We start from the raw sequence: 26,830 nt of genomic DNA on the forward strand, positions 1-26,830 counted from the left end.
TCCCCTGCCACTGTAGTGCCGATCACATCACAATGGTGAAGATGGTCGGTTGCTCTTCACGCCCGCGCAGCGTCACGCACCAGTTCACTTGCTCGTTCAGCCAGCATCACCGCAGTTGCATGGGGACCGCGAGTGGGAATCACCGGCATTATCGATGTGTCGACAATACTGAGTGCCTCGACGCCGAGGACACTGCATCGATCGTTGACAACCGCATCCGGATCGAACTCCGAACCCATGACGCAACTTCCCGACATGTGCAGCGACGTGCCCAACCGCGATTCGATCCACTCGTCCGAATATTCGATCTCGGGCCGCCGGATCATCCCGGTCTTCGCAATGGTTTCGAGCAGGTCCTCCGCGATCTGCATTCCCCGCCGGAGGACTCGACGATCGTGCGCTGAGTCGACGTAGTTGTATCGAATCCGCGGCGATCCACCGGGCGCCTTCGGATCGAGCTCGACGGTTCCGCGGCTGCGCGGAGCCATCAGCACCACTCCGATCCCATGATCCATCTGTGGAATTCCGGGTACCAAATCTGTGAACGAGGCTGTGTACGGACGTATTTCGAGGTCCGCGTCGTTCAGAGCCATTTCCAGCACCGGGGTCTGCGGCCGCAATGCCTCCGGAACCGAATACCTGTAAGGCAGCAGCACTTCCGGGTGATCGACAAAACCCTGCCCCACGCCCGGAAGGTCGACCACCACCGGAACATCATGAGCCACAAGCTGATCAGCCGATCCGACGCCGGAATTGAGGAGCAGGAGCGGCGTGGCAACCGCGCCGGAGCACACCACGATGTGGCGCCCGCGGATGCGCCGCAACGCTGTGCCGTCGAGGACATCGACGCCCACCGCCCGCGTCCCGGAGAACACGATCCGCAGCACGGTGACACCGACATCGACGGTGAGATTACGACGCCCCATCGCCGGCAACAGGTAGCCGACCGCACTACTGATACGACGATGGTCCGAGATATTCAACGGGACCGGGCCGACGCCGTTCGAATCCGGCGCATTCTTGTCGGCGTCCTCTGGGAAACCCGCTGCAAGTGCCGCGTCATGGAACCGACTGCTGAATGGATGCATGTCGTCGAGTTGGCGCCGACGCACCGGAATTGGACCATTGTCACCGTGATACGGCCCGCCGAAATCGTGATCGGTCTCCGACTTCCGGAAGTACGGCAGCACCTTCTCGTAACTCCAGGAATCGGGCCAGAGGTCAAAATCTGAGCGCGTGGCCCTCGCGAAGTACGCACCATTTACCGCGCCGCTCCCACCGAGAGTTCGCCCACGCGAGACGGTGGCACGTCGACTTGGCGTCAATTCGACCGGATACGTCCAGGTGTGTTCACTAGCCGGTCCCACCGGGAGCAAATACGGATCATCGAGGACACCCGGAAGATCAACCGTCGAACGATATCCACTTCCCGCCTCGAGAAGAAGCACCTGCGCGGCCGGGTCCTCGCTGAGTCTCGCCGCGACCACACAGCCCGTGGTGCCGCCACCGACCACCACGAAGTCTGCGCGATCCGGAACGCTCACTTGGTGATTCGGGGCTTCAATGCCGCCAGGTCGCGCGCCTCGATCGCACCACGCCACAGGCCGAATCCGTACGCGACGTCGTCGGCCCGTTTGAACAACACGTACCGAACCGGACCCAAACCACCTGGCTCGCGGTGCCGATACCAGTCCACCAGCCCTTCACTGACTGCCGCGGCAATCGCCAATCGCCGGATCTTGCGTGAGCTGATCACCGCCAACAGCGTCACCGGCCAATAGTGACGGCACATCGCCGACGCCAATTGCCAGAACCCACCCACAAATCCTTGGGCAGTGAGAATCGCCGCGATGCGCGTCGGCTGCGTCAGACCAGTGAACATCTTCCGCAACCGGAACACGGTGAACAGCAAAGCGCCGAGCGCTCCGGCCAACCCCGACTTGGTGAGCGTTGCTGCCGCAACACACGCGAACAGCGTCGAGACCGACATCGCCATGGGCGGCACCGAACCCGGATGGCGTGCAGCCAACGGCGCAGCGCCGGTTCCGTAGAAAGCTCGTCTGCTGAACCATTTGCCGAACTGAACCCGATGGTCATGGGCGACATTGGCAACCGGTTCGTAGCGCAGTCGCCAGCCGGCTGACTGCAGGCGCCAACAGAAATCGACGTCCTCGGCCACCTCGAGGTTTTCGTCGAATCCCTCGCAGTCCAGAGCCACGTCGCGCCGCACGATCATGGCCGCACTGGGTACGTACGACACCGGACTGCCGGACTTGACGGCGGCTTCCTTCCGCCCGAGATCCAGGGAGGAACGCATACTTTCATACCGAGCCAGTGACGTCCCGTAAGGATCGAGGGCCACAATTCGCGGCGCTACCAGCGCCACACCAGGATCACTGAAGTGCCCTAGCATCAGCTCGAGCCATCCCGCTCGCGGAATGACGTCGGAGTCGAGGAACGCCACGAAACATGTTTGTGCCGAACGCAATCCCGTATTACGGGCCGACGAGGGACCACGCGCGTACTCGTGCCGGACAACAGTGACAGTTCCCGTACCCGGGTAGTCCCGCCGCGGATCGAGAGGAACGTCGGACCCGTCGTCGACAACGATCACTGCCAGATCCTTGAGCACCGGCAACAACCGCTCGATGCCGGCAACGTTGTCCTTGACCGGAATCACGACAGTGACGTCAGCCGCCGACGGCGTCGACATGGGCCGAGGATTCGCGACGCCCGAATCGAGCAAATGGCGCGCCACCGCGGCGCTCTGGTGGTCGACAACCTCGAGGAAGCCGTCGCCGATCATCGCCGCTGCTGTCGGAGCCAGTTTGAGCATGCGCGTAGGCGAACCGCCGATGAGCACGCGGCCACCCGAGTACGTGCGAACTTTGGGATCCAACCGAATGCCGAAGCCGTCGGGGAGTCGTGCGGGTCGCATCAGGCGATCGTCAGGGAAAACACCGCGAATCGGTTCGGGTAGATCGCCCGCCCCCCATCGGTAACAACCATCACCGAAGCCTCCCATCCGGGCCCGGACTCCACCGGGCCAGTCCATCCGTCACACGTTGCACCAACTCGTCGAAAATGTGCGCGCCGTCCACGGCACTTGCCTGAACTGGATCACCCAGAACACCGTTATCCGACACAGCGACCATACCGCCCGAACGCAATCCTGGCATCAGGTCTGAGATAGGAGAAATATTTCCTACCTCCGCCAGGTTCATATCCACACATTCCGGCGAAAGGTGCAGTAAGAGGCTGGTTTCTGTCTTGCCCGCATGGGCGTCCGCCCCCGGAACCGCGCAAGGCACCCAAGCTGCATCCCGGCCTTCGTATCGCAACAGCGCCACAGCCTTTGCCAACGCCGGACCGTTTCCACCATGACCGTTGACAAACAGCACCCGCTTCGCCCACCGGAATGCCGACCGTCCGTACTCGACAACCACCATTTCCATGACCTCGGCGCCGATGGAAATCGTCCCGGCAAAACCCTCGTGCTCCCCGCTCGCTCCGTACTCGAGGGCCGGGGCAACCACGACGCCAGGAAGCTCGTTCGACACCGCTCTCGCAATTCGGGTATCGGTGTCCAGCGGCAAGTGCGGGCCATGCTGCTCGAAAGAACCGACCGGAACCACGACGGTGTGCGCAGACCCCTCGAGCCCTGGGCTCGGGATAGCGGACAGTTCACGGGTTTCGGTCATGATGAGATCATATTCGTCGGCCGTTCGAGCATGGGCAGCGCACATGGCCGATTTGTATCAATGTATCGAATATTATTGCAAGTCAACATGTCTCGCGAGAATATTGACGGGAATCTGTCCGATATGTCCCTAGGAATCGAAATTATGTTCGACTAAAATTAGTTCATGGACAGTCGGGAAGCGTGGCAATACGACGGCGAGGGCCTCAAGACCGAGGTACTCGACCTCGCTCGCGCCCGGCACGAGATGCAGTCCCGCATGGTTGTGATGATCACGGAAATGTTCACCCGCGACACCCTCGGCGGCAAAGGATTCCGCGCTATCGCACAGTGGCTGCACCTGTCCACCAATCTCGAGATCGGCGAATGCAGCCAACTTGTCGGCCTGGCGCGGTTATTCATGCTCGAACCTGTTGTCGGACAATCCTTTCACGACGGTGATATCGATGCGTTGAAAGCGCGTCAGGTTGCCCACTTCTGTCAGCACCCGCCCAAGAACATGAGCCTCGCCGACGTCGAGAAAGCCCGCGACATCCTCCTGACCCTCGCCTCGAAGAAGGTCACCGACTGCGATTCCGTCCGCGCGGCCATTAGACGGATCCAGAAGCAGTACGGCAACCGCGCCGACGGAGTGCCGGCCGGTGAAGATTCCGAGCTCAACGAGTTCTACGCCTCCCGCGGTTTGTACGGGCGAGTCAGCGTGAAAGGTGACCTCGACGCCGTCAACGGTGCCCGTCTCATCGCACTACTGTCTGCCCTCTCGGCGCCCACACCGGAGAAGGACGGTGTGAAAGACGAACGCACCCCGGCACTTCGAAGCGCCGACGGGTTCTGCGAAATGCTGCGCCGCTACGAAGCCGCGGGTCTCGGTCCCGTCGAAGGTGGCGTGAAACCGCACCTGACGATCACCGCCACCGCAAAAGACATGACCGATCTTCAGGCCCTCAAAGACATGTTGCCTTCCACCGAGGAACTCGGGTACGCGATCACCAACTGGGCCGGCCCCATCAGTCTCGACACTGCCCGGATGCTGGCCTGTGACTGCGAGGTCACCCGAATCCTTCTCGATAGCAACGGTGTTCCGCTCAATCACGGTATGAAAGCGCGCCTTGCCAGTGTCCCGCAGCGGCGGGCCTTGACGGTGCGAGACGGTGGATGCGCCTTCCCCGGTTGCGGCACTCCACCGGGCTGGTGCGACGCCCACCATCTGATCCACTGGCTCGATGACGGCCCCACGGATCTCGATAATTTGATCTTGTTATGCGGTCACCACCATCGGATGATGCATCACACCGAGTGGCGCGTGGATATCGGAGACGATCGAAAAACCCGGTTCTATCCACCGATGTCCGTGGATCCGTATCAAGTTCCCGTTCCCGGGAACACACCACCAACAGCGGCCTGAAAAACCACCGTGTGCACCGGGGATCAAACACGCCCCGGCGCACATGCCTGCGTGCGCTTTAGAGGCTCACTGCAACCCTGTGACCTTCAATGACGGCACTGTGCGAACGTCTCGGCGACAGAGCATCACCAATTCGGTAGACCTCGAAGGAACTGCCACGCAGCCCATTCCACAGTTCATCCACCGGTTCCTGCTGCGTCGCAAACACAACCCAGTCCGCAGCAACAGACTCGGACACTCCCGTCGGATGGTGCACCAGTTCGACAGTCACTGGACCTTCGCCGTGCACCGCGGTCACCATCAGATCCGTACGCTGAACTATCGACTTCTCATGCGCCCGACGGTTCCAGCCTTCGAAATCCAAAGTGATACTCAAATCTTGGGCCACAACCATCCCGTTGGTGGCGATCGTGACGGCGCACCCGCGATCTGCGAGGAACTCCGCCACCGACGCGCCCTGGTGGAATCCCAGTTCGTCGAACACCAATACGGAACCGCTCGGCAGCACCTTCCCGTCGAGCACGTCGCGAACACCCACAACTCTGCGCAGGTCGCCCGCCCACACCGGGCGCACTGGCTTTGCTCCCGTCGCCACCACCACCACATCCGGGGCCAACTCGATCAGCCTCTCCGCTGTCACTTCAGTATCGAGTTCGATGGCGACTCCGTCTCTGCGGCATTCGGATTCGAGGTTTCGGATCAGATCACCCAGTTCCCGGCGAGCAGGCATCACGCAGGCAGTACGGATCTGCCCACCAAGAACGGCGTCGCGCTCGAACAGCGTCACCCGATGCCCACGCTGCGCGGCGGTAGCCGCTGCCTGCAGACCAGCCGGCCCGCCGCCGACAACAACTACGCTGCGGCCCTGCAACCGCGGCCGGGGTAAAGCAACGGACTCTCGTCCGGCCCGCGGGTTCTCCGTGCAACCCAACCAACGGTTGAGCCCCATCCGTCCGACGCATTCCTGGTTGCAGGACAGGCAGGTTCGCACCTGCGAGGGCTTGCCCGCGCGTGCCTTGTTCACAAAATCCGGGTCTGCGATCTGACCACGCACTACCCCCACTAGATCGCACAGACCTTCGTCCAACGCCTGCTCAGCCTGTTCCGGTGACTTGAATCGGCCGACACCGATGACAGGTAGTGAGACCACTTCCTTGATCGCCGATGGAATGAAGTTCGCGTAACCTTTCGGCACCGCCATCGATGCCTCGATCAAATGCAAAGTCTCTGTGGCCATGCCGATAGCGGTGTTGATGTAGTCGACCTGACCGTCGGCTTCCACCAGCTGCGCAGTCAGGACCGCGTCAGGCAACTCGATACCGCCCCGGGTTCCTTCGTAACCGCTCAGCCGAACTCCGAGAATGCGATCAGGGCCAATGGCGCGGCGAAGAATTCGCAATACTTCCAGGAGGAACTGGGCACGGTTCTCAGTAGCACCGCCGTACCGATCCGTTCGCTGGTTTGTCGACCGCGCCAGAAATGCTCGGACAATCGACGACTGCGACGCCTGCAATTCCACGCCGTCGAACCCGCCGGAGATACAGTTGCGCGCGACCAGCGAAAAGCCGTCGAGAATCTCCGCGATATCGCCGTCGTCAACAGCTTTGGGGACTTCCCGGAACAGTGGATCGGCTATAGCACTGGGCGCCCAGAGCGGGAGCCTCGAATACGTTCCGGCGCCCTGTCCTCCATTGTGATTGATCTGAGCGAGGATCACCGACCCGTGCGCGTGCACGGCATCGGTGATCCGGCGATAGCCCTCGACCACCTCGGGCCTGTATCCGGCGATCATCTTCTCGTACGGTCGATCCGACGGATGAGTCGAATGTTCCTCACTGATGATCAACCCGGCGCCACCTCGCGCCCTCGCCTCGTAATACGCGGCATGCTGCGCCGTCGGCAACCCGTTCTCTGCATAGTTGGTCAGGTGCGCAGAGAACACCACCCGATTACGCAGGGTGAAATCGCGCAGGCGCAGCGGCTCGAAGAGACGAGGATATGACGTCATCAGACCTTGGAGTTACCTTGATCAAGAGCGATGTGGCTTGCCGTCACGGTGCGTGAACCGTCACCGGCCAACCACACGACGGTATCGGAGATCTCGTCGGGCTCGGCAAAAGCCGTCTCCGTGAGAATGGGAGTGAAGTTCGGGAGGTATTGCGGGTAGTTCTGGAACACGGCGAGAGCGCCCTGATCAACACCCATCGGGGTATTGACCCCGTACGGATGGATGGAGTTGACGCGGATCCTGTACTCCCCCAGTTCCTTTGCCGCCGCCTGAGTGAGACCGACCAAACCGAACTTTGCGCTTCCGTAGTGCGCCTGACCGGGCATCGCCTTGAGTCCGGCGACCGAACTGATCACGACGATCGAACCACCGCGGCCACCCTCGATGATGGACGGCACCGCCGCTTTGAGCGTTTTCCACACACCGGTGAGGTTGATGTCGATGAGGGTTTCCCACTGCTCGTCCGACATCTCCCAGAATCGATTCCAGTTGCAGACGCCCGCATTGGCCACCACGATGTCCAGTCGACCGAACTGCTCGACACCGTCCTTCACCACAGCGGCGAGCGCGGCACTGTCTCGAACGTCAGCCTCACGCGCGAGGATCTTGCCGCCCTCGGCTTCGACCAGGCGGACGGTCTCAGTGAAATCTTCCGAGGTTGCCGCGTCGTACGTGTTGTGCTCGGCAACCGCACTGCAGACGTCGATCGCAATGATCGACGCGCCCTCCCTGGCCAAGCGAATTGCGTGTGAGCGGCCCTGACCACGCGCCGCGCCGGTAATGAATGCAACACGGCCTTCGAGTGAACGTACCTGGGTCATGAATCGATCCTCTCCACGGAATTGAAACCTGTTCCAGTAGTAAACCCTGCGCGGCGCCCTTCGTGGATGGATTCGAGAACAGTTCTCGGAGCAATCGTGTCGCCGACACCGGTACCTGCCAAATAGCGCAGGGAGTTGTCAGGCAATCGAGGCGAGCAGTCGATCACGGTCGCGCACCGGATTTCTGCAGCGACATCCGTGTAGACGTTCTCGACGTGCACACAGCCGTCGACAACCGCACGTACCCGCGAGGAGCAGATACGGTTCACGCCAGCCTGCTGAAGTCTGGTGTTCGCGCCGACAAGGTCGCCGCTCATTCCCAACCGGGAACCGACGATTGTGTCAGGTGTGACGATCGAGACCTCGAGTCCGCACAGTGCCAATTCCTCTGCAACTGCAACACCTATCGGCCCACCCAACGGATCCACAAGAACAACAGGGCCTTTGATCGAATCGCCGCCAAGCCTCTGCGCCTGCGCCGCGTCCATCCAGAGCACGGATGTGTCCACGGAGTACGTCGGCGGCCTGGAAATGCTGCCCGACGCGATCACCACGCCTCCATGGCCTCGTGCGTCGTCGATCTCCGGTGGGCTGACTGTGTGCTCGGTCAGCATGGTGACGCCGCTGCGACGGCATTCGTCTTCGAGCCACTGCGCAAGCAAGGAAAATCGACTGCGCCCCTTCCCCTGCGCAAAGGTTCGGATCATCCCGCCGAACCGTGACGATTGTTCGGCAACGGTGACGGCAGCGCCGCGCCCGGCCAGGATTCGTGCAGCTTCCAATCCCGCAGGTCCGCCCCCGACCACAAGCACCGGGCCGGTAATCGAATCCTGCTCGCGCTCATCAGGATCGATCGTCTCGAATCCGGCAGTCGGATTTCCGACGCACGTCACCACCGGATTACGCGGATCGCGCACGAGGCACGTTTGATTGCACAGAACGCACGGACGCGGCTGATCTCCGCGGGCTGACTTCACCACCAGGTCCGGGTCGGCGATCTGCGCTCGGGTCATTTCCACAAAATCCACATGCTCGAGCGCGTCATGGGCGTCCGCGATGTCGACGACGCTCCCCTGCAACACAACCGGAATCGAAACTGCGGCCTTGACGGTTCGGCACAGTTCACGATTGAAGTTCGGTTCTGCGTGAAAGTCCGGACGATACCCCGCGGTCGAGTAGAGACCGCCGCGCACCACAACCAGCAGATCGAGATACCGCTCGAGTTCACTGGCATACCCGACCGCGAGCTCTGGTGTGACACCCGCCCACGGCGCCTGCTCGTCGCACGACAACCGCAGGGAAACCACACGGTTCGCACTGACAGAGCCGCGAACTGCGTGCAGGACTTCCCGCAGCAGCGTCAGCCGATCACGTCCGTACCTGTCCGCGCGCGTATTGGTCAACCCCGAAAGGAACTGCCGCAGAATGCTTCGCGGGCCGGCATCTATCTCGATGCCGTCCATCCCGGAGTTCACCGCAAGCGCTGCCGATGTACGGAAACCCTCGACCACAGCATCGATGTCGTTCTGTTCCATCATCATCGGCAACTCGCGTGTCACCGGATCAGCGACCCTCGACGGCCCCCACAGAACCGCCTGCGAGTAGGCGCTCGATCCCTGCATCCCGGTGTGCCCCAGGCTCGCGAGGACCAGGGTGCCGTGCGGCGCGCATGCCGATGAGATCGCTCGCCAACCCGGCCCACACCGAGATGCCAGCGGCGCACGCTCGTATGGCCAGTCGTTCTCCAGAACCGACGCCGTTTCGGTGACTACGATCCCGGCTCCGCCCTCGGCGCGGCGCTGGTAGTACGCGCGGTGCCGATCCGAGAAACCTCTTCCCACAGCAAGATTGGTCTCGTGCGGACCGAAAACAACCCTGGACCGGACAAGGTGTCCGGCCAGGGTTGTGTGTTCCTGAAGGCTCAACTCACAGCTCGATCAGAGCCAGAGGTTCAGCTCGCGCCCAGCGTGCGGGTGAAGCCCTCCGGAATGACCAGGTCATCTTTGCTGAGCTCGGTGATGGACGAGTGGCCGAGACCCATGAGTCCCGAGTCGATGCCCATACGCATGAGGTCGAGCACGTTCTCGACACCGGCCTGACCGTTTGCCGAAAGGCCCCACAGGTACGCGCGGCCGAGCATGACTGCCTTGGCTCCGAGCGCAAGAGCCTTGACGACGTCGCCGCCGCGTCGGATGCCGCCGTCGAGAACAACTTCCACCTGATCGCCCACAGCTTCGGCGATCCCCGGGAGCACACGGATCGGCGCCGGGGTGCCGTCGAGGTTGTTGCCACCGTGGTTGGAGACGGAGATCGCGGAGACACCGGCGTCGACTGCACGCTTGGCGTCGTCGATACGCATGATGCCCTTGAGCATGAACGGGCCACCCCACTGCTCACGCAGCCACGCGATGTCTTCCCACGTCGGAAGCGGAGTCTGCATCCACTCGCCGTACGCGCCGAAGAACGTCGGTGCCGGCTGGCCGGGAGCCGCGAGGTTGGGTGTTGTCAGGTCCGGGATCTTGCCGGTCTTGGCGAACTCCAACAACCACTTCGGGCGCATGATGCCTTCGGGCGCGAACTGGAACATGGCCTTGAGGTCCATCTTTTCGGGGATGGACGGGCTGCCCCAGTCGCGGCCGTACGAGAAGGACCAGTCGGTGGTGATGATCAGGCCCTTGGCGCCGGCAGCGCGAGCGCGCTCCATACGCTGTAGGAGCACGTCGCGGCTACCGACCCAGTACATCTGGAAGAACACCTGCGGGTTGGCCGCAGCGACCTCTTCGATGGACTTGCTGGCAAAAGAACTCAGGCCGATGGCCGTTCCCCGCGCCGCAGCGGCCCGTGCAACCGCCACCTCACCGTCGGGGTGCACTGCCTGCACACCGGTCGGCGAGATCATCACCGGAAGCGAAATGTCCTGCCCCATAATGGTGGTGGCCATGTTCCGCTCGTTCGGCAATCCGGCCGCGTGCGGAGCGAAACCCAGTTCGCTGTATGCCGCGACATTGTCGTCGACGGTCAGACCCTTTTCGGATCCAGCCACCAGCGCTGCATACACGGACTTGGGCAACCTCTTCTGCGCACGTCGCTGTGCTTCAGCGACGGTCTCGAAGAATGCGTTCTTTGCCATCAATCAAACCTCTCGTATCGCAAGTAGCCAGAAAAGCTACTTACATTCCCGCTAGCGGGTTTTCGTCACAAATCTTGGCGGGGGGACGCATCATCAGTGTCAAGGGCACCGATGCGCGCGGGGTTTTACGTTGACCTGATCGTGAGTGGTCGACGCTGGACTTGGGGATCTCTCCCGCGCCGGCCAACGCCATTTCACCGTTTCCGATGACGCATTCGGGATCGGGTCCGTCCATCGGCAGGCCGGTGAAGAACTTGGCTGCCATGCAGCCGCCGCGGCAGGAGTCATAGTGGTTGCACTTGCTGCACGCACCACCGGTCTGCGGCGAACGCAGTTCCTGGAACAGGTCCGAATGCTGCCAGACATGCTGGAAGCCACCGTCTTTCACGATGTTTCCGGCGAGGAACTGATCGTGAATCGCGAACGGGCATGCGTAGACGTCACCGACCGGGTCGATCAAGCACACAACTCGGCCCGCGCCGCACAGGTTCAAACCGGGCAGTGCATCGCCGAACGCAGAGAGATGGAAGAAGGAGTCGCCCGTCAGGACGCCCTCACCGTTGGCGACCAGCCAGTTGTAGAGCTCACGCTGCTGCTCGGGACGCGGATGCAGATCATCCCACACGTCGGCGCCGCGGCCTGAAGGACGCAGGCGAGTGATGCGCAGGGTCGCGTCGTACTTGTCCGCGAGAGCCTTGAACTCGTCGAGCTGGCTGACGTTGTGCCGCGTGACGACTACGGAGATCTTGGCGTCCTTGAAGCCGGCTTCCTTCAGGTTGGCAAGCGCACGCTCGGCCATCGCGAACGAACCAGGCCCGCGCACAGCATCATTGACCTCAGCGGTGGCGCCGTCGATGGAAATCTGCACGTCGACGTAGTCACTGGCCGCAAGGCGCGCAGCAACCTTCTTGTCGATCTTCACGCCGTTGGTGGAGAACTTCACGCCGACCTGGTGGTCCGTCGCGTAGTCGACGAGCTCCCAGAAATCGGAGCGCACGGTCGGCTCGCCGCCACCGATGTTGACGTAGAAAACCTGCATACGCTGCAGTTCGTCGATGATGGCCTTGCACTGCTCGGTGCTCAGCTCGTTGGGGTCGCGGCGACCCGACGACGACAGGCAGTGCACGCAGGACAGGTTGCAGGCGTAGGTGAGTTCCCACGTCAGGCAGATAGGGGCGTCGAGTCCGAGTTCGAACTGATCGACGAGGCGACCCACCGGTGCCGGCGTGGAGGGATGTTCAAGAACTGAGGTCATGGCTGTGTCCTCGCAAAGAAATGAAGCGGGCGAACGTGCAGAGGGCTGTTCCACACGTGGGAGCGAGCGAGCGACTCAGACAGGCACAATCATGTGCGAGTCGGCGAGAGTGCTCAGCGCGCGGGCATATTGGGGAGCCGCGTCATCTTCGATGCCTTGCGCACGCAGTGCGGACCGGACATCAGGATGGTCTGGCAACGCCTTGACCACCGCAACGATGGTCGTGTTCTTCAGGAACGAGAGCTTGCGCGTTCCGAAGTGGTAGAGCAACGCCCCGAAAGGTTCGGGGCGAAGCGCTACCTGCGGGTGGAGTTTCCACCCCGCATCGAGATTCAAAGCAGGCACGGTCAGTACACGCCGCACATGCCGTCGATCGAAACCTCTTCGACCAGCGATTCTTCGATGAGGTCGTTGTCGAGTGCCTTATTGTCACGATCGGACATGGATTCCTCCTGAATCTGTGGTCACGAGTGGGACTTCACTGTGACTCGGTTCACCACTGTAATGGCATCGAGTGCAGAATGACAGACTGGGAGCAGAAAAAGTATGCGAAGCCGCAAAAACCCGTCCGCTCGGATAGGTCGTCGCCCCTCCACTACCAGGGAGGGGATCAGTACGGTCGGCATCGAACTCTTTTCCACGCTCGGCTTCAACGAGGTCAGTGTCGATCAGATCGCCGACGCTGCCGGAATCGCTCGCCGGACGTTCTTCCGCTACTTTCCGTCCAAGAACGCGGTGCCATGGGGCGACTTCGACGGTCATCTGGCTCAGATGCGTGAACACTTCAATTCGCTGCCCGAGGACATGCCGCTTGTCGACGCCCTCGAATCCGCACTACTGACGTTCAACACGTTTCCCCCGGAAGAGACTGCTGTGCACCGTAACCGGATGGAACTCATCCTCACCGTGCCCACACTTCAGGCATACTCGGTGGTGATGTACGAAGGCTGGCGCCAGGTTGTCGCCGAGTACGCTGCCAAGCGAATGAACCTCGAACCGACCGATCACGGTCCGCGGACTGTGGGCTACCTTCTGCTCGGTGTCGCGATGGCCGCCTACGAACAGTGGCTCACCGACGACGCACTGGAACTACCCGAACTTCTGCGAACCGGAACGCAGTCCTTGCGCACCGGTATCAGCATCTGAGGAAGGCCCACCATGTCAGCACCCGCCGCACCGGTCATGGATTCACTTGCGCCCTCGGCGCCCGGGCGATGGTCGTTCGGCCACGTCACGGTCGAGCGGGTGGCGTCAGGTCCCCTCACTCTCGATCGCAGTGACGGCACACTTCTGGTGCGGCATTCCCTGACTGCGGACGACCTCAGCGAACGGCTCGTCGCGGGCGTGACCGCCTCGATCCAGGACGCCGACTTCGGGCAGGACGAATTCGAACTCACGATGGTGGGACTGGTTCGCTCCACCGTCGACGGAGCCCTCGAATCATGGACCACCTACTACCGGAACTCACTGCGCGAACTCCTGGACGGCAGCGCCGATTTTGCGCCCATCCACGAGAAAGCACACGAACTCGTGCGCGGCTCCGTCCTCGACCTCGGGTCGTGTTTCGGATTCCTGCCGTTGCGACTTGCCGACGCCGGAATGGACGTCACTGCGACGGATATCCTGCCCGGAACCATGATCCTGCTCGACGCGGTTGCCCCAGAACTGGGTATCACGATCAACACACTGATCTGCGACGCCGGTGAGGTACCAACACCCGACAAGAGTGCGGATACCGTCACGGCAATTCATCTGCTCGAACATGTCGACAATGCCGTGGGAGAGAAGGTGATCGCGCAGGCCCTGCGGATCGCCCGAGAGCGTGTTGTCATCGCCGTCCCGTTCGAGGACGAGGCAACTGCATGCCACGGGCACATCCGGACCTTCGACCTCGAATCACTGCGCGCCGTTGGCGAGAAGACCGGCTTGCCTTTCGAGGTGTTCGAACATCACGGTGGATGGCTGATACTCGATGCGCGGTAAGTGCTAGCCGGCATCTTCCTTCAGGGTATGCGCCACTAGAGCATTGGCATGTCCGTGCCCCAGCCCGTGCTCGGACTTCAGCCAGGTGACCAGTTCCATGTGCTTTGTCAGGTCGGAACTGCGAATCAGCTCCTGCCACTCGCTGATCGGTCGTCCGTATTTCTTCTCGATCGACGGAAAATACGACGCTGGGCCTTTCACCGGTTCAGTCATGACCCGGAATCTACAGCCGCCATGCATGCGTCGCGCGTCATTTACGACGATCTCGCGAGGTGCGTCGTCATCGTGTAGTCCTTGCTCGGCCCGGTCACCGTCCACTCGACCGACCACGCAGCCTGCGAGTCTGTTGCGGCTTCCTCGACATCGATGTCGATGCGGCCCCGGTATGTATCTGCGCCGCAAAGATGCTCGACGTCGTCTCCCGGCGCCCAATCGTGAAACTCTCGACCGTCCTCGAAGGTGACTGCCCACTCGCCGTCATGCTGCTCGATGAACAGAGTGCGGAAAACCGGCAACTCCAGGTCGCCGTCGAACAATGTCCCGCTTTCGAACCAGCGCAGTCGGCCGTCACCGGCATCTTCGATGGTGGTTGTTCCCGTGACGCGTTTTGTGACTTCTGCACGGCGGTCGACGATCCTTCGTTCGAAGTTCCACTCCCCTACCAGTGCGTTTGGATCGAGGTGCCTGTCGTTGACCATCTCCCGATTCTAGTGGCTCGGTAGGTGGCGTATGTTCCGAGTACAGGCCTACCCGCAGGAGATCCAGAAGAACATGAACGATTCTGCCGCCCTTCACCATCGCTCCGTCTACGCCGAAGATCTTCGGATCGGCCAGATCATGGAGTTGAGTTCATACACGGTCTCGGAGCAGGAAATTGTCGACTTTGCGACGCAATGGGACCCTCAGTGGTTCCACACCGACAAAGAGGCCGCCGAATCCGGCGTGTTCGGCGGCTTGATCGGCAGCGGAGTACACACTTTGGCAATTTGTCAGAAACTTGTGGTCGCAAGCATTTACGACCGATGGAACGTCATTGCCGGCAAGTCCATGCGCGACGTACGGTTCCTGCGCCCACTCCGTCCCGGCGACACCTTGAGCGGCACGCTCACCGTTGACGACGTAGTACTCGACAAGCGCTCGCGTGGACTGGTGACTACAACCGCCGAATTGGTTGATGCGCAGGGTAATCGCATGTTCCAGGTTGTCACAGACGCGTATCTCCACTGTCGACCGACATCGTGACCGAGCCGCTACATTCGGATGTCTCGGCGTGCAAACGCAGCAATCGCCGACGCACCGAGAGCTAGTGCCAGAGCGGTCAACACAACCAGCGGCAAAGCGGTCACGGCTTCGGCGGGTGCGGTGGGAACGTGAGTGAACGGTGAAAGGTCCAGGACTACTTGGGGAAGCTTGAACAGCACGCCGAATTGCCCGAGAACGATGCAGGCCGCAAAAATACCCCAGGACAGCGACGACGCAATCGCCGGAAACAGTCCGAAAACCAAAGCCACGACTGCAAGAACGACCAGCACTGCCGGCAGATAGGCCAGCGCCGCGCCTGCCATCCGCACAGTGTTGCCCGCGATATCGTCGGTAACCAGACCGAACGCGAACCCGGTGAACACGCCCGCAAGAATGTGCGCGAGCACCACCCCGCCGACAACGGTGCTTACGTGCGAAAGCATCCACTTCCAGCGCGGAAGCGCCGTGGACAACAGCGGTTCCAACCTTCCCGAGGATTCTTCGCCATGCATGCGGAGAACGCTCTGAACCGCATATGCCGCAATGACTATCGACAGGAAACCCAACGCGGTCGCCAGGTAGGAATCGACCAAATCGCCTGATCCCCCACCGAGCTGCTCGAAAAGGTCAGCAGTCTGCTGCGACGAACCCACCAACTGGTCGATCTCGTTTCCGACTGCCCCGTACGAGAATCCGAGAATGACTACCGAGAATAGCCACCAGAACATCGTCACTCTCTGCATGCGCCACGCCAGACCCCACGCCGACGGCAACCAGCGCGCCGCAACCGGTGGCCCCGGCCTCGGCTGGACCAGTCCCGCTCCCTGGTCACGATGGCCGATGAGCACAAAGGCAATCGCGATGTGAACTACGGCAAAACCGAAGAGCAGCAGCAGTATCCACCAGGCGTTGTCGTCGTACGGTCGTATCTGCTGCGCCCACCCGATCGGCGAGAGCCACGACATCCACCCACTGACCACGCGGGTACCGTCGTCGACAACGGTGCTGTCGACGTCGCCGATCGCCCGTAGCATGAACGCAATTCCGATGGCCGCGCCCGCGATACCGTTGGCCGTGCGGGCACCGTCCGTGATTTGAGCCGCAACAGCCGCAACGCCGGCAAACGCGATACCGGTGCCGCCGATCGCCGCTCCCAGCGCCAGCGAGCCGTCCGCCGGAAGCCCGATGGCCACCAGACCGATTGCACTGGCAAGAGCCAGAACGATATTCGCACCGATCGTGACAACAAGTGCCGACGTCAGTAGTGCACGCCTACCGACAACCGCCGCACCGATCATCTCGGCGCGCCCGGTCTCCTCGTTCTGCCGAGTGTGGCGCACCACCGCCAGCGTGCTCATCAATGCCGCTGCCAACGCAAACACCAGAACGCCCTGGCTGGCAACAATCGCGCCCTCGGAGTATCCCGACACGATGCCGTTGGTGGCCAACGCCACGGGTGAGACTGCGGATCCGACTGCAACGGAACGCAATTCCTCCGGAGTGCTGTACAGTCCACCCACGCTGGCAGCGACAAATATCAGAAACACGGTCAGCGAAATCAGCCAGACCGGGAGCTGAATTCGATCGCGTCGCAAGGCAAGCCGAACCAACCGTGATGTACCGGTGAACTGGGTACCTTGGTGAACGTCGACCGGGCTGGTCGTGGCAGTCACGGCCGCGCCCCCGATTCCGCTCGCAGATGCTCCGAACTCTCCTTCGCTCGTTCGTCCCCGTAATGACGAAGGAACAGTTCTTCGAGAGTTGGCGGTGTGGACGTCAGCGCCACGATCCCGAAGCCGACAAGATGTTCCATCAGTGCGCCGAGCCGAACACTGTCGACCTCACACTTCGCGTGATCACCATCTACGAGCACGTCGTACGTGCCCTCGAAGGCGTCGAGTCCGGCGACCGGTGTGCGCGTCGTGACCGATACCGATGTACGGGTCAGATGCCGCAGTTCCGACAGCGTTCCGGACTCCACCGTTTGCCCTTCACGAATGATGCTGACACGATCGCACAGCGCTTCCACCTCTGCCAGAATGTGACTCGACAGCAAAACCGTCTTCCCGGCATGGGCCAACTCGTGAACGCAGTCCTGGAAAACCGCCTCCATCAACGGATCGAGACCGGACGTCGGTTCGTCGAGAACATAGAGTTCGACGTCCGAAGCGAACGCGGCAACGAGTGCCACTTTCTGCCGATTGCCTTTCGAGTATGTTCTCGCCTTCTTTCTGGGATCGAGTTCGAAACGATCGAGTAACTCTGCGCGCGTGGACACATCGATCCCGCCTCGCAGGCCGGCGAGCAGGTCGATGGCCTCACCTCCGGTCAAATTCGGCCACAGATTCACCTCGCCCGGCACGTATGCCAGACGCCGATGCAGGGCGACGGAATCACGCCACGGATCGCCGCCGAGGACCGTTGCTTCGCCGGAATCCGAACGCAGCAGGCCGAGCAGTACCCGAATGGTGGTCGACTTGCCTGAACCGTTCGGCCCGAGAAATCCGTGAATCTCGCCTTCGGAAACCTCGAGATCCAAGCCGTCCAACGCTCGGGTTGGTCCGAACGTCTTGACCAGGTCTTTCACCGAAACTGCGGCACCCATGAATTCGACCGTACGCTGATTTCACAAATGTGTGAAGATAGAAAAACGTAAAGATCGGACACTCCCCGATGACCGACATGACCGCCCGACATGAACCGCCCGACCATCCCGACAAGAGCCGGCAGTTGGTCGAGCGCCTCTCGCTGGTGCTGATCGACATGGGCTTCCCGCCCATGCCGGCACGCGTCTGGGCGGCTTTGATGACCAGCAATCAGCCGTCGTCGACTCCCGGTGATCTCGGTGAGGTGCTCGGCGTGAGCGCGGCAGCCATTTCCGGCGCGGTGCGATACCTGCTACAGGTCAGCCTGATCGAACGCGACGCCGTTCCGGGATCAAGGCGTCAGCACTACCGCGTCAGTGTAGACCTGTGGGCCGACGCGTTTGTCACCAAACAGTCTGCGCTGTACCAGGTATCGGAGGTAGCAGCAGAGGGCATTCGCGTCCTTGGCGAAGGCACACGCGGCGGCGACCGGATGGCCGACCTTCGCGACTTCTTCGACTTCATGGCCGCGGAGATGCCGCGGATGCTGGCCGACTGGCGAGCAACACGCGTCTAGATCAATCCTTGTTTGCTGGCCGCGTAGACTGCCTCGGCACGCCGACTCACCTCGAGTTTTCGCATGATATTGCTGACATGGAACTTCACCGTCGTCGGCGAGATGAATAATCTCTCACCGATCCTGATGTTGGACAATCCATTTGCGAGCAGCCGCAGGACCTCGAGTTCGCGATCCGTCAACCGGTCCTTGGTTGTGGACTGGCCGTTCAACGAGCGCACCACAGCGGAAGCACTGCGCGAGTCGAATGCACTCTCGCCGCGAGATACCGCCCGGATTGCCCGGACCAGTTCGGTGGTGTCGACGTCTTTGACAACGTATCCACGCGCCCCGGCGTGCACAGCGCGAACCACCAGTTGGTCGTCGAGAAATGTGGTGAGAACCAGTAACCCGAGTTTCGGATGCGCCACGGACAACTGCGAGCACAACGTCAATCCCTCGTAGTCCGAACTCGCCGAGAGCTTGAGGTCCATGAGGACGATGTCGGGACTCACCCGATCGACAACCGACAATGCCTCCGGCAACGACGATGCCTCGCCGACAATGCGCAGATCGTTTTCCCTCTCGAGCACCGATCGCAGCCCTTGCCGCAGTATCGCGTGGTCGTCGACGAGCACGATACGAACTACGCGACTCTCGGTGGGCCGGACAGGATCTCTGTGCCCGACGTGGCCGGCGGAGACGGGGCGTGCTGTGGTCATCATTCCTCGATCTCGGTTGCGGGACAGGTATCTTCGGCGCCGGTCTCAGTATCACTGTCAGGCTTGTCGGCGAGCGGCACCCGAACCAACACCTGGACTCCGCCGATCCTCGCGCGACGAACATCGAGCGTGCCACCCAATTCGCGTGCCCGGGACTGCATGTTGGCCAAGCCCCTGTGCCGCCCGTCGAGATCGTTGCTCGCCGCCAGTTTGAGGATCAATCGCATCCGCGCGGGGTCTCCGTCACCGTCGTCCGAGATGGACAAGACCACGGTATCGGTGCGATACGTCAACCGGAGAACTGCCCGAGTGGCGTGGGCGTGAACGGCGGCGTTGAAGAGTGCTTCACCCGCGATCCGCAACAATGCATGTTCGGTTTCACCGGGAAGCTCGGCCGGTGTGCCGCCGACACGAAGACTTACGGCCAACTCGTCAGGCATGTGGACCACGCTGAGTTGCTCGAGCATCTCCGGTAACGAGGTCCGGCCTTCATCCGACGAGTGGTTGAGCGCGTAGATCGCCGAGCGCAGTTGCTCCACGGCCCGCCTCGTCAGATCCTTTGCCAGATCCAGTCTTTCACTTCGCTCGGCGTCGGGAATGTCACTGCGGCACACTTCGATCTGCATACCCGCTGACAACACGGCCTGGGTCACACTGTCGTGAAGTTCACGGGCGATGCGGTGCCGTTCGTCGTCGACTACCTGGTGCCGATGCGCCACCCCGAGTTGACGTTGCGTCGATTCCAGCTCACTGTTTCGCACCGCCAGATCGGCGGCAGTTCGATTGGCCTCCGCAAATGCCTCTTCGGCACGCGCCAGCAGCAGTTGCCCGCGCTGATACAGAGCCGAATTCTGCAGCGCAACAGCCGTTTGACTGGCCAAGATGCTGAGAACTGCGCCGTCGGTGGAATCAAGAGTGCGATTCTGCGGAGTCCAGGCCGCAAAGGCGCCGACCACACCACCCCCGAGCACGATCGGCACAAACGCGTAGTGCGGATCGACCACGGAATTCGATTCGATACTGCCGCACCGAATGTCGTTGAGACAATCCACGACGTCGTCCGGCAGCGGTGGACCCTCGACGTTGTCGACCAGGAATGGAGTCGCGTCCGGTCCGAGAACCAACCGTCGCGGCCCCGCGTCAGGCAAGGTGCCATCGGCGAGCGCAAAGACCACCCACTGCGCACTCAAATGCGCACGCGCGGCCTCGGCAACAGCACAGACCAACGTCTCCGGGCCGTCGACTGTTCTCACCAGCGCCCGCGAAATCAACTCCAATGCATGCACGACGCGCTCGAGTCGTTCAGCCGCGCCGCGGTACTGCGGATAGAAAGTGCTCTTCCCCGAACGTAAGCCGGTGAGCCTCGACAGGTCTGCGGTCATGATCTCGCCCGATTCACAGCGCGCTCCGGAACAAGGCCACCATCTGTTCCTGAGTGGCTTCACGGGGATTGGTGGACATACACGCATCACGCAGTGCAAAACTTGCCAAGCGGCTCAAGTCCTGCTCCCGAACACCCAACTCCGCCAAACCCTTCGGGACACCGACCTCACGGGCAAGCCGCTCGACGCGATCCGCCACCGCCAACGCGGCTTCTTGCGCACTGCCACGTTGCTCCGGAAGGTTCAGCGCCGCAGCAATTGCCACGAACGGCGCCGCGTCGGTCGTGGAATTGAAACGAATGACGTGCGGAAGCAAGATCCCGTTGATGACGCCATGTGGGAGATCCAGCATGCCTCCGACTTGATGACTCATCGCATGAGCCGCGCCGAGAATCGCGTTGGTGAAGGCAAGACCGGCCTCGAGACTCGCCTGAGCCATGACGGATCGCGCTTCCATTTCCATCGGCTCATGAATTGTGCGCACCAGGTTCTCGGTGACCAAGCCGACCGCTCGGAGTGCGTGATGATCAGTGAGCGGATTGTGGGCAAGCGATACGAAAGCCTCGATGCCGTGCGTCAACGCATCCAATCCGGTTGCCGCATTGAGCCACTCGGGCATCGTTGTGAGCAAACGTGGATCGATGACCGTGACATCGGGAACCAACGCCCGCCCGATGATCGTGATCTTCGTACCCCGAGCGGTGTCCGTGACTATGCAGAACTGAGAAACATCTGCTCCGGTACCCGACGTGGTCGGGACCATCACCAGGGGCGGAATCGGCTTGGTCGCCTGATCGACCCCCTCGTAGTCGAGGATGTTTCCGCCGTTTGCGGCCAGAACCGCGACGCCCTTTGCCGCATCGATGACAGACCCACCGCCGAGCGCGATGATGACGTCGCACTCGCCCTCCTGGTACACCTCGAAGCCGGCCGCAATCTCGTAGTCCTTGGGATTGGGAGTCAGCCCAGCCCAGACCGTCGGCAGCAGCCCCTGCTCGGCCAAGTGCGCCTCGAGTTCACTGACCCATCCCGATTCGACCAGGCCGGGGTCGGTAACGAGAAAGGGGCGAAAACCGCCGAATCGGAGAGTTGCGTGAGCGGCCTCGACCAGGGAACCGATGCCGAACACAATTTCCGGAGCATGGAACTTCACCAATCTGGCAGCGGCGCCACGGCGGTGTTCACCTGTGTCATGGCGGTGTTCACCTGCGTCACGGCGGTGTTCACCTGCGTCACGGCGGTGTTCACCTGCGTCAACAGCGTCCGGAACATCCACCGACACGGCTCCCACTCTCCTCTCGCCCGGCGCCGAGTCTGTGATCCACTTAACAAGCGCCGGTTCCGAGACTACGCGGGCATCGACGGACACACACCCGCCCAAGGAGAGGTGAATACCTACCCGATCGGGTAGGTACTGTCTTTATGCCTCGACCGTGCGTCCAGGGAGACCCTTACTCCTGACGAGGACGATCCCGCCCGCCGAACAGCACGAACACGATGCCGGCGAGCAAGCCGACCACGGTCGGTCCGAGGACCAATCCGGAATACAACCACGGCGCAGGCTCTGCGGGGTACAGGTCCATAAAGCTGGCTCCGGTGAACCCAGGCTCGGGATCGAAGTATGCGCCGCCAGTGAGGATGTGCGGTGATGCCAACGATTGCCACCACCACTGGAAGACTCCCAGAGCAACAAGGCCGCAGACCGCACCGACTACCGTCAGCAGCAGTATCGGTTTCCAGCGCAGCGCCGACTTCTCGGCCTTCGTCACCGTCATGGATATCAGTACATCACTACTCTCGGATTACCTGTCGCACCTCAGCGAAGCGCGTGACCCAGTTCCGCCGCCTTGGTCATCAACTGCGCGGCATCGCGAGCCACCACCACCTCGTCACAGATCTTCGAGTACTCCGGCATCGCACACGAAGCCTGGTTCCAGTATCGCTGTGGTTCCGGCGTGATCCAGGCCAACCGATGAACCTTGCGTCGTAATTCCTCGAGCTTCTCCACCTGCGGAGGTAATCCGTTGCACCGCCCGTCACCGACGATGATGACGGACGTTCGTGAGTTCAAGGCGTTGCCGTGCTCGTCCAGCAATTCGGTGAGCACTCGCCCGTAATCACTGCTGGCTTCCAGGTCCAGACCAGGATGCGCCAGGACCGCTGCCAGAGCGCCGTCACCACTGCTGGCGAGCAGGGTGTCCGTGACGTCGACGGGTCGATCGACAAAGGCCAGCACCTCACAGCGGTCGGCGCGCCGGTGCATCGCCTGGGCCAGCCTCAAGGTGAACGCGGTAACGGGCCGGACCGACAGCGAGACGTCGGCGATCAGCAACAACCGAACCCGATCGGGGCGAGGAGCTTTCACCACCAGATGGAAGGGAATGCCGTCAGTCCGCAAACTCGACCGTACCGTCCGCCGCATGTCCAAACGCCCACGGGAGCGTTCGCGCGGTCGCGGTCTCGAGGGGCCTCGCATCCGGCGCAACACTTCGTGGCACGCAAGTTCGACGTCGTTATGTGAGGGGCCTGCGGCCGCCTCACTGTCAGGGGCATCGGGAGCGGACTCCGCCAGGGCAGCGGCGGAGAGCGCCTGAACAAATGCTTCGACAGCTTCGACCAGGCGGTTCAACTGCGCCTGCGTCAGCGGTCCGTCATCGGAAACGTCCGCGTAAGCCTTGCTGGGATCGTAGGCGTCTAACCACGCGAGAATAGACGTCGGATCGTCCCAGGACAGCGAACCCACCACAGCGGCAGCAACACTCGTACTGAGATCACCGACTACGGCCGACGACGCTCTGTCCACGTCCACGGTGTAGCTGACCCCCCGTCGCCCCGTTTCGGAACCGGTATCCACCGACAGTTCAGCATCACTTGACGTCATCGACACATCGTCGTCGTCCTTGTGCGGGTTGAATCCCTTCTCCGCCTCCGGAGTATCGAAGTAGTCACCCACCTCGGCGGCACGCTCGTTGTACTCCGCGTAGCGGCCGACTTCCTGATCCTCGTCGATACCGAGTGCGGTCGGCAGACCGTCGGCCACTTCCGCTCTGGACGCAATGCGATCTGCCGTCTTGCCGTCTCGAATCGGACGGAACAACGCGTCGAATGCCCGATCGAAGCCCGGTTGCTCATGAGAGTACTTGGCGCACACCGACCGCAGGCAGGCACGCAAGACATCACGATCCGATGCCCCGACCATCGCCAACACCCGCCGGACCTCGATGACCTCAGCGGGCGACGCCGATACTCCGGCCGCCCTCAGCAATCGGCCGAAGCTCGCCGACACCACGTCGAGGACAAACGACGGCTTTTCGGCAGCGCTGAGCATTGTCATCGCGACGAGCGGAGTCCGCTGCCACCGCGGACCCCTTGTTGATGCGAATCCCGCCCGCCGGTCCCCCGGAACACCGCTGTCGTCGTGTTCGCGGGCTTGCTTGCGACAGTGGCACGTTCGACTGACTCCCCGCCATTGCGCGACGGCGACTCCAGCGCTGTCCCGTCGAATCGTTCCTTCGCGAGCGTCACATCCGACGAGTACTTGAGTAGCGCTGCCAGCAAGATGTCGCGCACCGTGGCGTCCGACGACGCCCCCAGGCCGCTGGCTGCGAGAACCGTTGCCGCCCTTGCCGCATCGATCACCTCGGAGATCGACGGGCTCTTGCGCAGCGGAAGGTCACGCAGGATTCGAGCCAGTTCGACTACTTCGGAGGCGGTGGCTTGATCAACCTCCGGCGCACGGGCGGTGACGATTTCACGCTCGCGCTCGGACGTCGGGTAGCCGAGATGGTAGTGCAGGCACCGACGCTTGAGCGCCGGCGAGAGTTCACGAGTATCGTTGGACGTCAAGATGACCCAGGGCTGCGACCGGGCCACGAATGTACCGACCTCGGGAATCGTGATCTGCTGCTCGGCCAGAATTTCCAGGAGAAGCGCCTCCATTGACTCCTCGGTGCGGTCCACTTCATCGACCAGAAGCACGACCGGTTCCGGTGACAATATCGCCTCGAGCAATGGCCGGACCGACAGAAAATTCTCGGAATACAAACCGAAATCCTGATCTGCCAGAAACTTCGACGCGTCAGCGACGCTGTCGAACTCGGCCACCTGATCGCTGATCCGGTCACGGAGCATCTGCACGTGCAGGAGTTGCTTTGCGTAGTCCCATTCGTAGAGCGCCCGATTGTCATCCAAACCCTCGTAGCACTGCAATCGCACGAGCTTTCGTCCACCGATCGCGGCCAGCGATTTCGCGAGTTCCGTCTTGCCGACCCCGGCCGGTCCTTCGAGCAGGAGTGGACGCCCCAACGCCGTCGCAAGGTGAACTACCACCGCAAACTCGTCGTCCGCGATGTAGTCCTGCTCGCGCAGCGCATCTTTCACTTCGACGCCGGTGGAGAAAGTGCGATTGGACATGGAACACCTTTCAATGGGGGGCAAAGCCCCACGTGCGCCTTTCTGGTAGCGCGGGCTACCAGAAAGGCGCACGGGGCCGAAGGCCCGTTAGAAGTAGGACTTGTTGATCGCGTGATCGACAACCGGGATCATCGACTCCACGGTGACCTCACGGGGATTGCCCGGGGTGCACCAGTCGTCCTGAATGTGCTCGGAGATGGCGCGCACAGTCTTCTCGTCACCCTTGATGACATCACCACGACCCTCGTACTTCTTGGTGTTCATCTGGTTCTTCGCGTACGAATCGGTGCGCACCTGACCGAAGTTGTCAGGGATACCGACATCCTTGGCCAGACGGATCGCGGCCTCGACGGCAGCGTCGGCGGCCTGCACCGTCGTGAGGTTGCGGGTGTCGACACCGAGAGCTCCCGCCAACTGGGCGTAACGCTCGTAGCGCGAGGGCAGGTTGTACTCCCACACCCGAGGCAGCGCGATGGCATTGTTCAGACCGTGGTGGCTGTCGAAGAAAGCGCTCACCGCATGTGAGATCGAGTGAACGATTCCGAGTCCGCCGGAGTTGAAGGCCTGGCCGGCAATGTACTGCGCGTTCATCATTCCCTCGCGGGCCTTGAGGTTCCGCGGCTCGAAGACAGCCTCGCGCAGGTTCTTCGCGACCAACTCGACCGAGTAGATCGCGTTGCCGAGCGACGGCGCAAAATCCAGGCGAGACACGAAAGGCTCACTGCCGTGGGCAAGTACGTCGAAGCCGCAGTACGCGGTGAAGTGCTGAGGGCAGGTGTAGTAGAGCAGCGGGTCGTCGACCGCGAGGGTCACGATGGTCGCCTCGTCGAAGCCCACCCACTTGTGCGGGTTGTTCATGTCAGACGTGTCGGTGATGACGTACGCCCATGACGTCTCGGAACCCGTACCGGCTGTGGTGGAAACGGCGATGTGCGGAGGGTTCTCCTTGTTCGTGGACTTGGCAAATCCCTCGAACTCGTTGATGTTGCGACCGTCGTGCGCGATCACGACGCGGGCACCCTTGGCGGCGTCGTGGCTCGAGCCACCACCGATCGAGATGATCGAGTCGCACTTCTCCTTCTGGTAGAGCGCCGCGGCCTCCATGACGTTGTAGTCCTTGGGGTTGGACTCCACCTTGTCGTAGAGAACCACCTCGACGCCCTGGTACTCGATCTTGCCGATCAGTTCTTCGATGATTCCCGAGCCGCGCAGACCCGTCGTCATCAACAAGGTGCGCTTGAACCCGAGGTTCTTGGCTTCGACGCCGATGATGTCGTGAGCACCCACACCCATGAGTGCGCGGGGGAACGGATGAAATTCCTTGATCGGGAAGTCCCAGATCTGATTGAGCTCGATTGCCATCTTCTTTGCTCCTCGCGAATGCGTGACTGTGACGGTGGGAGTGATTGAAAGCCGCTTGTTTGTGATCGGCATCTCATCTGCACTCCACTGTGGACCGGCCGACAGCCCGAACCCACAGTTCGCTGCGATTACCGCCCGGACGCCGCCCCCGAACCGCCCATTCGGGCAGGTTGTGACCGCCCCGGCCCGCCAGGCGCCCCCATCACGATCGGTCTGATTCCCGCTGATCGGGAACGTTTTGCCGCGCGACTAGGATCCCCAGTAGC

The 26,830-nt window shown here is 61.8% G+C and carries 26 protein-coding genes; 5 read left to right on the top strand and 21 right to left on the bottom strand.

The genetic code is table 11. From position 1 onward, the window contains the following. Positions 1-56: 56 nt before the first annotated feature. The 3 genes from mftG to mftE all read right to left on the bottom strand — a co-directional run bounded on the left by mftG (position 57) and on the right by mftE (position 3,701). The gene (gene mftG, locus R4P64_RS27635) at positions 57-1,544 is read right to left on the bottom strand and encodes a mycofactocin system GMC family oxidoreductase MftG (protein WP_317823426.1); all 1,488 of its coding nucleotides are present in this window, start codon (positions 1,542-1,544) and stop codon (positions 57-59) included. After that, the gene (gene mftF / locus R4P64_RS27640) at positions 1,541-2,938 is read right to left on the bottom strand and encodes a mycofactocin biosynthesis glycosyltransferase MftF (protein WP_033236971.1); all 1,398 of its coding nucleotides are present in this window, start codon (positions 2,936-2,938) and stop codon (positions 1,541-1,543) included. Before mftF ends, mftG begins: the two co-directional genes overlap by 4 nt. Positions 2,939-3,008: 70 nt before the next feature. Next, complete coding sequence (gene mftE / locus R4P64_RS27645; protein ID WP_033236972.1) at positions 3,009-3,701, bottom strand: mycofactocin biosynthesis peptidyl-dipeptidase MftE; 693 nt, start codon at positions 3,699-3,701, stop codon at positions 3,009-3,011. 165 nt (positions 3,702-3,866) lie between these two features. Here mftE and R4P64_RS27650 point away from each other — a divergent pair, with 165 nt between their 5' ends. Further along, a complete protein-coding gene (locus R4P64_RS27650; RefSeq protein WP_317823427.1) occupies positions 3,867-5,105 on the top strand; it encodes an HNH endonuclease signature motif containing protein in 1,239 nt (412 codons plus the stop codon). Between the two features lie 58 nt (positions 5,106-5,163). Here R4P64_RS27650 and R4P64_RS27655 read toward each other — a convergent pair whose 3' ends face one another. The 7 genes from R4P64_RS27655 to mftA all read right to left on the bottom strand — a co-directional run bounded on the left by R4P64_RS27655 (position 5,164) and on the right by mftA (position 12,762). Beyond that, positions 5,164-7,113: a mycofactocin system FadH/OYE family oxidoreductase 2 gene (locus R4P64_RS27655; RefSeq protein ID WP_317823428.1), complete on the bottom strand. Its 1,950-nt coding sequence runs from the start codon at positions 7,111-7,113 to the stop codon at positions 5,164-5,166. Next, a complete protein-coding gene (locus R4P64_RS27660) occupies positions 7,113-7,934 on the bottom strand; it encodes a mycofactocin-coupled SDR family oxidoreductase (protein WP_033236396.1) in 822 nt (273 codons plus the stop codon). Before R4P64_RS27660 ends, R4P64_RS27655 begins: the two co-directional genes overlap by 1 nt. Further along, entirely contained in the window at positions 7,931-9,859 is a 1,929-nt protein-coding gene (locus R4P64_RS27665; protein WP_317823429.1) for a mycofactocin system FadH/OYE family oxidoreductase 1, read from the bottom strand. The genes R4P64_RS27660 and R4P64_RS27665 overlap by 4 nt, the downstream gene beginning before the upstream one ends. Positions 9,860-9,885: 26 nt before the next feature. After that, the gene (gene mftD, locus R4P64_RS27670) at positions 9,886-11,064 is read right to left on the bottom strand and encodes a pre-mycofactocin synthase MftD (RefSeq protein ID WP_045070891.1); all 1,179 of its coding nucleotides are present in this window, start codon (positions 11,062-11,064) and stop codon (positions 9,886-9,888) included. Positions 11,065-11,104: 40 nt separating this feature from the next. Next, positions 11,105-12,319, bottom strand: a complete 1,215-nt coding sequence (gene mftC, locus R4P64_RS27675; RefSeq protein ID WP_033236399.1) for a mycofactocin radical SAM maturase — start codon at positions 12,317-12,319, stop codon at positions 11,105-11,107. A 75-nt stretch (positions 12,320-12,394) separates the two neighbouring features. Next, positions 12,395-12,682 (bottom strand): mycofactocin biosynthesis chaperone MftB, encoded by a 288-nt coding sequence (gene mftB, locus R4P64_RS27680; protein WP_033236400.1) that lies wholly within the window; start codon positions 12,680-12,682, stop codon positions 12,395-12,397. After that, positions 12,667-12,762 carry a mycofactocin precursor MftA gene (mftA, locus tag R4P64_RS27685; protein ID WP_072782308.1) on the bottom strand — a complete coding sequence of 32 codons (96 nt, stop codon included), beginning with the start codon at positions 12,760-12,762 and terminating at the stop codon, positions 12,667-12,669. Before mftA ends, mftB begins: the two co-directional genes overlap by 16 nt. Before the next feature lie 103 nt (positions 12,763-12,865). On the opposite strand from mftA, the gene mftR reads away from it, so the two are divergent. Continuing rightward, entirely contained in the window at positions 12,866-13,465 is a 600-nt protein-coding gene (gene mftR, locus R4P64_RS27690) for a mycofactocin system transcriptional regulator (protein ID WP_033236401.1), read from the top strand. A gap of 12 nt (positions 13,466-13,477) precedes the next feature. Beyond that, positions 13,478-14,302, top strand: coding sequence for a mycofactocin oligosaccharide methyltransferase MftM (mftM, locus tag R4P64_RS27695; protein WP_317823431.1), 825 nt, complete (start codon positions 13,478-13,480; stop codon positions 14,300-14,302). Between the two features lie 3 nt (positions 14,303-14,305). On the opposite strand, the gene R4P64_RS27700 is transcribed toward mftM, so the two are convergent. Next, positions 14,306-14,515, bottom strand: coding sequence for a DUF4287 domain-containing protein (locus R4P64_RS27700; protein ID WP_033236403.1), 210 nt, complete (start codon positions 14,513-14,515; stop codon positions 14,306-14,308). A 41-nt stretch (positions 14,516-14,556) separates the two neighbouring features. Beyond that, positions 14,557-15,000 (bottom strand): DUF6314 family protein, encoded by a 444-nt coding sequence (locus R4P64_RS27705; RefSeq protein WP_141484705.1) that lies wholly within the window; start codon positions 14,998-15,000, stop codon positions 14,557-14,559. A 73-nt stretch (positions 15,001-15,073) separates the two neighbouring features. Here R4P64_RS27705 and R4P64_RS27710 point away from each other — a divergent pair, with 73 nt between their 5' ends. Continuing rightward, positions 15,074-15,544 (top strand): MaoC/PaaZ C-terminal domain-containing protein, encoded by a 471-nt coding sequence (locus R4P64_RS27710; RefSeq protein ID WP_233366483.1) that lies wholly within the window; start codon positions 15,074-15,076, stop codon positions 15,542-15,544. An 8-nt stretch (positions 15,545-15,552) separates the two neighbouring features. Here the strand turns inward: R4P64_RS27710 and R4P64_RS27715 are convergent, their stop codons facing one another. Both R4P64_RS27715 and R4P64_RS27720 read right to left on the bottom strand, forming a co-directional pair. After that, entirely contained in the window at positions 15,553-17,217 is a 1,665-nt protein-coding gene (locus R4P64_RS27715; protein WP_317823432.1) for an anibiotic ABC transporter, read from the bottom strand. Next, positions 17,214-18,149 (bottom strand): ATP-binding cassette domain-containing protein, encoded by a 936-nt coding sequence (locus tag R4P64_RS27720; protein WP_033236405.1) that lies wholly within the window; start codon positions 18,147-18,149, stop codon positions 17,214-17,216. The genes R4P64_RS27715 and R4P64_RS27720 overlap by 4 nt, the downstream gene beginning before the upstream one ends. Before the next feature lie 68 nt (positions 18,150-18,217). On the opposite strand from R4P64_RS27720, the gene R4P64_RS27725 reads away from it, so the two are divergent. Further along, the gene (locus R4P64_RS27725) at positions 18,218-18,706 is read left to right on the top strand and encodes a GbsR/MarR family transcriptional regulator (protein WP_245006060.1); all 489 of its coding nucleotides are present in this window, start codon (positions 18,218-18,220) and stop codon (positions 18,704-18,706) included. On the opposite strand, the gene R4P64_RS27730 is transcribed toward R4P64_RS27725, so the two are convergent. The 7 genes from R4P64_RS27730 to mdo form a co-directional block, all read right to left on the bottom strand. After that, positions 18,703-19,407, bottom strand: a complete 705-nt coding sequence (locus R4P64_RS27730) for a MadR family response regulator transcription factor (protein WP_045071244.1) — start codon at positions 19,405-19,407, stop codon at positions 18,703-18,705. The two genes, R4P64_RS27725 and R4P64_RS27730, sit on opposite strands and share 4 nt — an antisense overlap. Next, positions 19,407-20,792, bottom strand: coding sequence for a MadS family sensor histidine kinase (locus tag R4P64_RS27735; RefSeq protein WP_317542492.1), 1,386 nt, complete (start codon positions 20,790-20,792; stop codon positions 19,407-19,409). The genes R4P64_RS27730 and R4P64_RS27735 overlap by 1 nt, the downstream gene beginning before the upstream one ends. A gap of 10 nt (positions 20,793-20,802) precedes the next feature. After that, positions 20,803-21,945: an iron-containing alcohol dehydrogenase gene (locus tag R4P64_RS27740; protein WP_202026135.1), complete on the bottom strand. Its 1,143-nt coding sequence runs from the start codon at positions 21,943-21,945 to the stop codon at positions 20,803-20,805. 295 nt (positions 21,946-22,240) lie between these two features. Next, positions 22,241-22,564, bottom strand: coding sequence for a hypothetical protein (locus tag R4P64_RS27745; protein ID WP_317823433.1), 324 nt, complete (start codon positions 22,562-22,564; stop codon positions 22,241-22,243). A gap of 41 nt (positions 22,565-22,605) precedes the next feature. Then, positions 22,606-24,123, bottom strand: coding sequence for a MadC family VWA domain-containing protein (madC, locus tag R4P64_RS27750; protein WP_317823435.1), 1,518 nt, complete (start codon positions 24,121-24,123; stop codon positions 22,606-22,608). Continuing rightward, positions 24,120-25,202 (bottom strand): MadB family AAA-type ATPase, encoded by a 1,083-nt coding sequence (locus R4P64_RS27755; protein WP_095886683.1) that lies wholly within the window; start codon positions 25,200-25,202, stop codon positions 24,120-24,122. Before R4P64_RS27755 ends, madC begins: the two co-directional genes overlap by 4 nt. Before the next feature lie 87 nt (positions 25,203-25,289). Beyond that, on the bottom strand, positions 25,290-26,564 hold the full coding sequence (gene mdo / locus R4P64_RS27760) for an NDMA-dependent methanol dehydrogenase (RefSeq protein ID WP_033236488.1): 1,275 nt from the start codon (positions 26,562-26,564) through the stop codon (positions 25,290-25,292). Positions 26,565-26,830: the final 266 nt, after the last annotated feature.

This window comes from Rhodococcus sp. IEGM 1366 (assembly GCF_033142425.1).
Taxonomy (GTDB): Bacteria; Actinomycetota; Actinomycetes; order Mycobacteriales; family Mycobacteriaceae; genus Rhodococcus_F; species Rhodococcus_F globerula.

Excerpts from the sequence above, each read along its gene's own strand:
- mftF (WP_033236971.1), bottom strand. The coding sequence starts at position 2,938 with ATGCGACCCGCACGACTCCCCGACGGCTTCGGCATTCGGTTGGATCCC.
- mftE (WP_033236972.1), bottom strand. The coding sequence starts at position 3,701 with ATGACCGAAACCCGTGAACTGTCCGCTATCCCGAGCCCAGGGCTCGAG.
- R4P64_RS27650 (WP_317823427.1), top strand. The coding sequence starts at position 3,867 with ATGGACAGTCGGGAAGCGTGGCAATACGACGGCGAGGGCCTCAAGACC.
- R4P64_RS27655 (WP_317823428.1), bottom strand. The coding sequence starts at position 7,113 with ATGACGTCATATCCTCGTCTCTTCGAGCCGCTGCGCCTGCGCGATTTC.
- R4P64_RS27660 (WP_033236396.1), bottom strand. The coding sequence starts at position 7,934 with ATGACCCAGGTACGTTCACTCGAAGGCCGTGTTGCATTCATTACCGGC.
- mftD (WP_045070891.1), bottom strand. The coding sequence starts at position 11,064 with ATGGCAAAGAACGCATTCTTCGAGACCGTCGCTGAAGCACAGCGACGT.
- mftC (WP_033236399.1), bottom strand. The coding sequence starts at position 12,319 with ATGACCTCAGTTCTTGAACATCCCTCCACGCCGGCACCGGTGGGTCGC.
- mftA (WP_072782308.1), bottom strand. The coding sequence starts at position 12,762 with ATGTCCGATCGTGACAATAAGGCACTCGACAACGACCTCATCGAAGAA.
- mftR (WP_033236401.1), top strand. The coding sequence starts at position 12,866 with ATGCGAAGCCGCAAAAACCCGTCCGCTCGGATAGGTCGTCGCCCCTCC.
- mftM (WP_317823431.1), top strand. The coding sequence starts at position 13,478 with ATGTCAGCACCCGCCGCACCGGTCATGGATTCACTTGCGCCCTCGGCG.
- R4P64_RS27700 (WP_033236403.1), bottom strand. The coding sequence starts at position 14,515 with ATGACTGAACCGGTGAAAGGCCCAGCGTCGTATTTTCCGTCGATCGAG.
- R4P64_RS27705 (WP_141484705.1), bottom strand. The coding sequence starts at position 15,000 with ATGGTCAACGACAGGCACCTCGATCCAAACGCACTGGTAGGGGAGTGG.
- R4P64_RS27710 (WP_233366483.1), top strand. The coding sequence starts at position 15,074 with ATGAACGATTCTGCCGCCCTTCACCATCGCTCCGTCTACGCCGAAGAT.
- R4P64_RS27720 (WP_033236405.1), bottom strand. The coding sequence starts at position 18,149 with ATGGGTGCCGCAGTTTCGGTGAAAGACCTGGTCAAGACGTTCGGACCA.
- R4P64_RS27725 (WP_245006060.1), top strand. The coding sequence starts at position 18,218 with ATGACCGACATGACCGCCCGACATGAACCGCCCGACCATCCCGACAAG.
- R4P64_RS27730 (WP_045071244.1), bottom strand. The coding sequence starts at position 19,407 with ATGACCACAGCACGCCCCGTCTCCGCCGGCCACGTCGGGCACAGAGAT.
- R4P64_RS27745 (WP_317823433.1), bottom strand. The coding sequence starts at position 22,564 with ATGACGGTGACGAAGGCCGAGAAGTCGGCGCTGCGCTGGAAACCGATA.
- madC (WP_317823435.1), bottom strand. The coding sequence starts at position 24,123 with ATGACAATGCTCAGCGCTGCCGAAAAGCCGTCGTTTGTCCTCGACGTG.
- R4P64_RS27755 (WP_095886683.1), bottom strand. The coding sequence starts at position 25,202 with ATGTCCAATCGCACTTTCTCCACCGGCGTCGAAGTGAAAGATGCGCTG.
- mdo (WP_033236488.1), bottom strand. The coding sequence starts at position 26,564 with ATGGCAATCGAGCTCAATCAGATCTGGGACTTCCCGATCAAGGAATTT.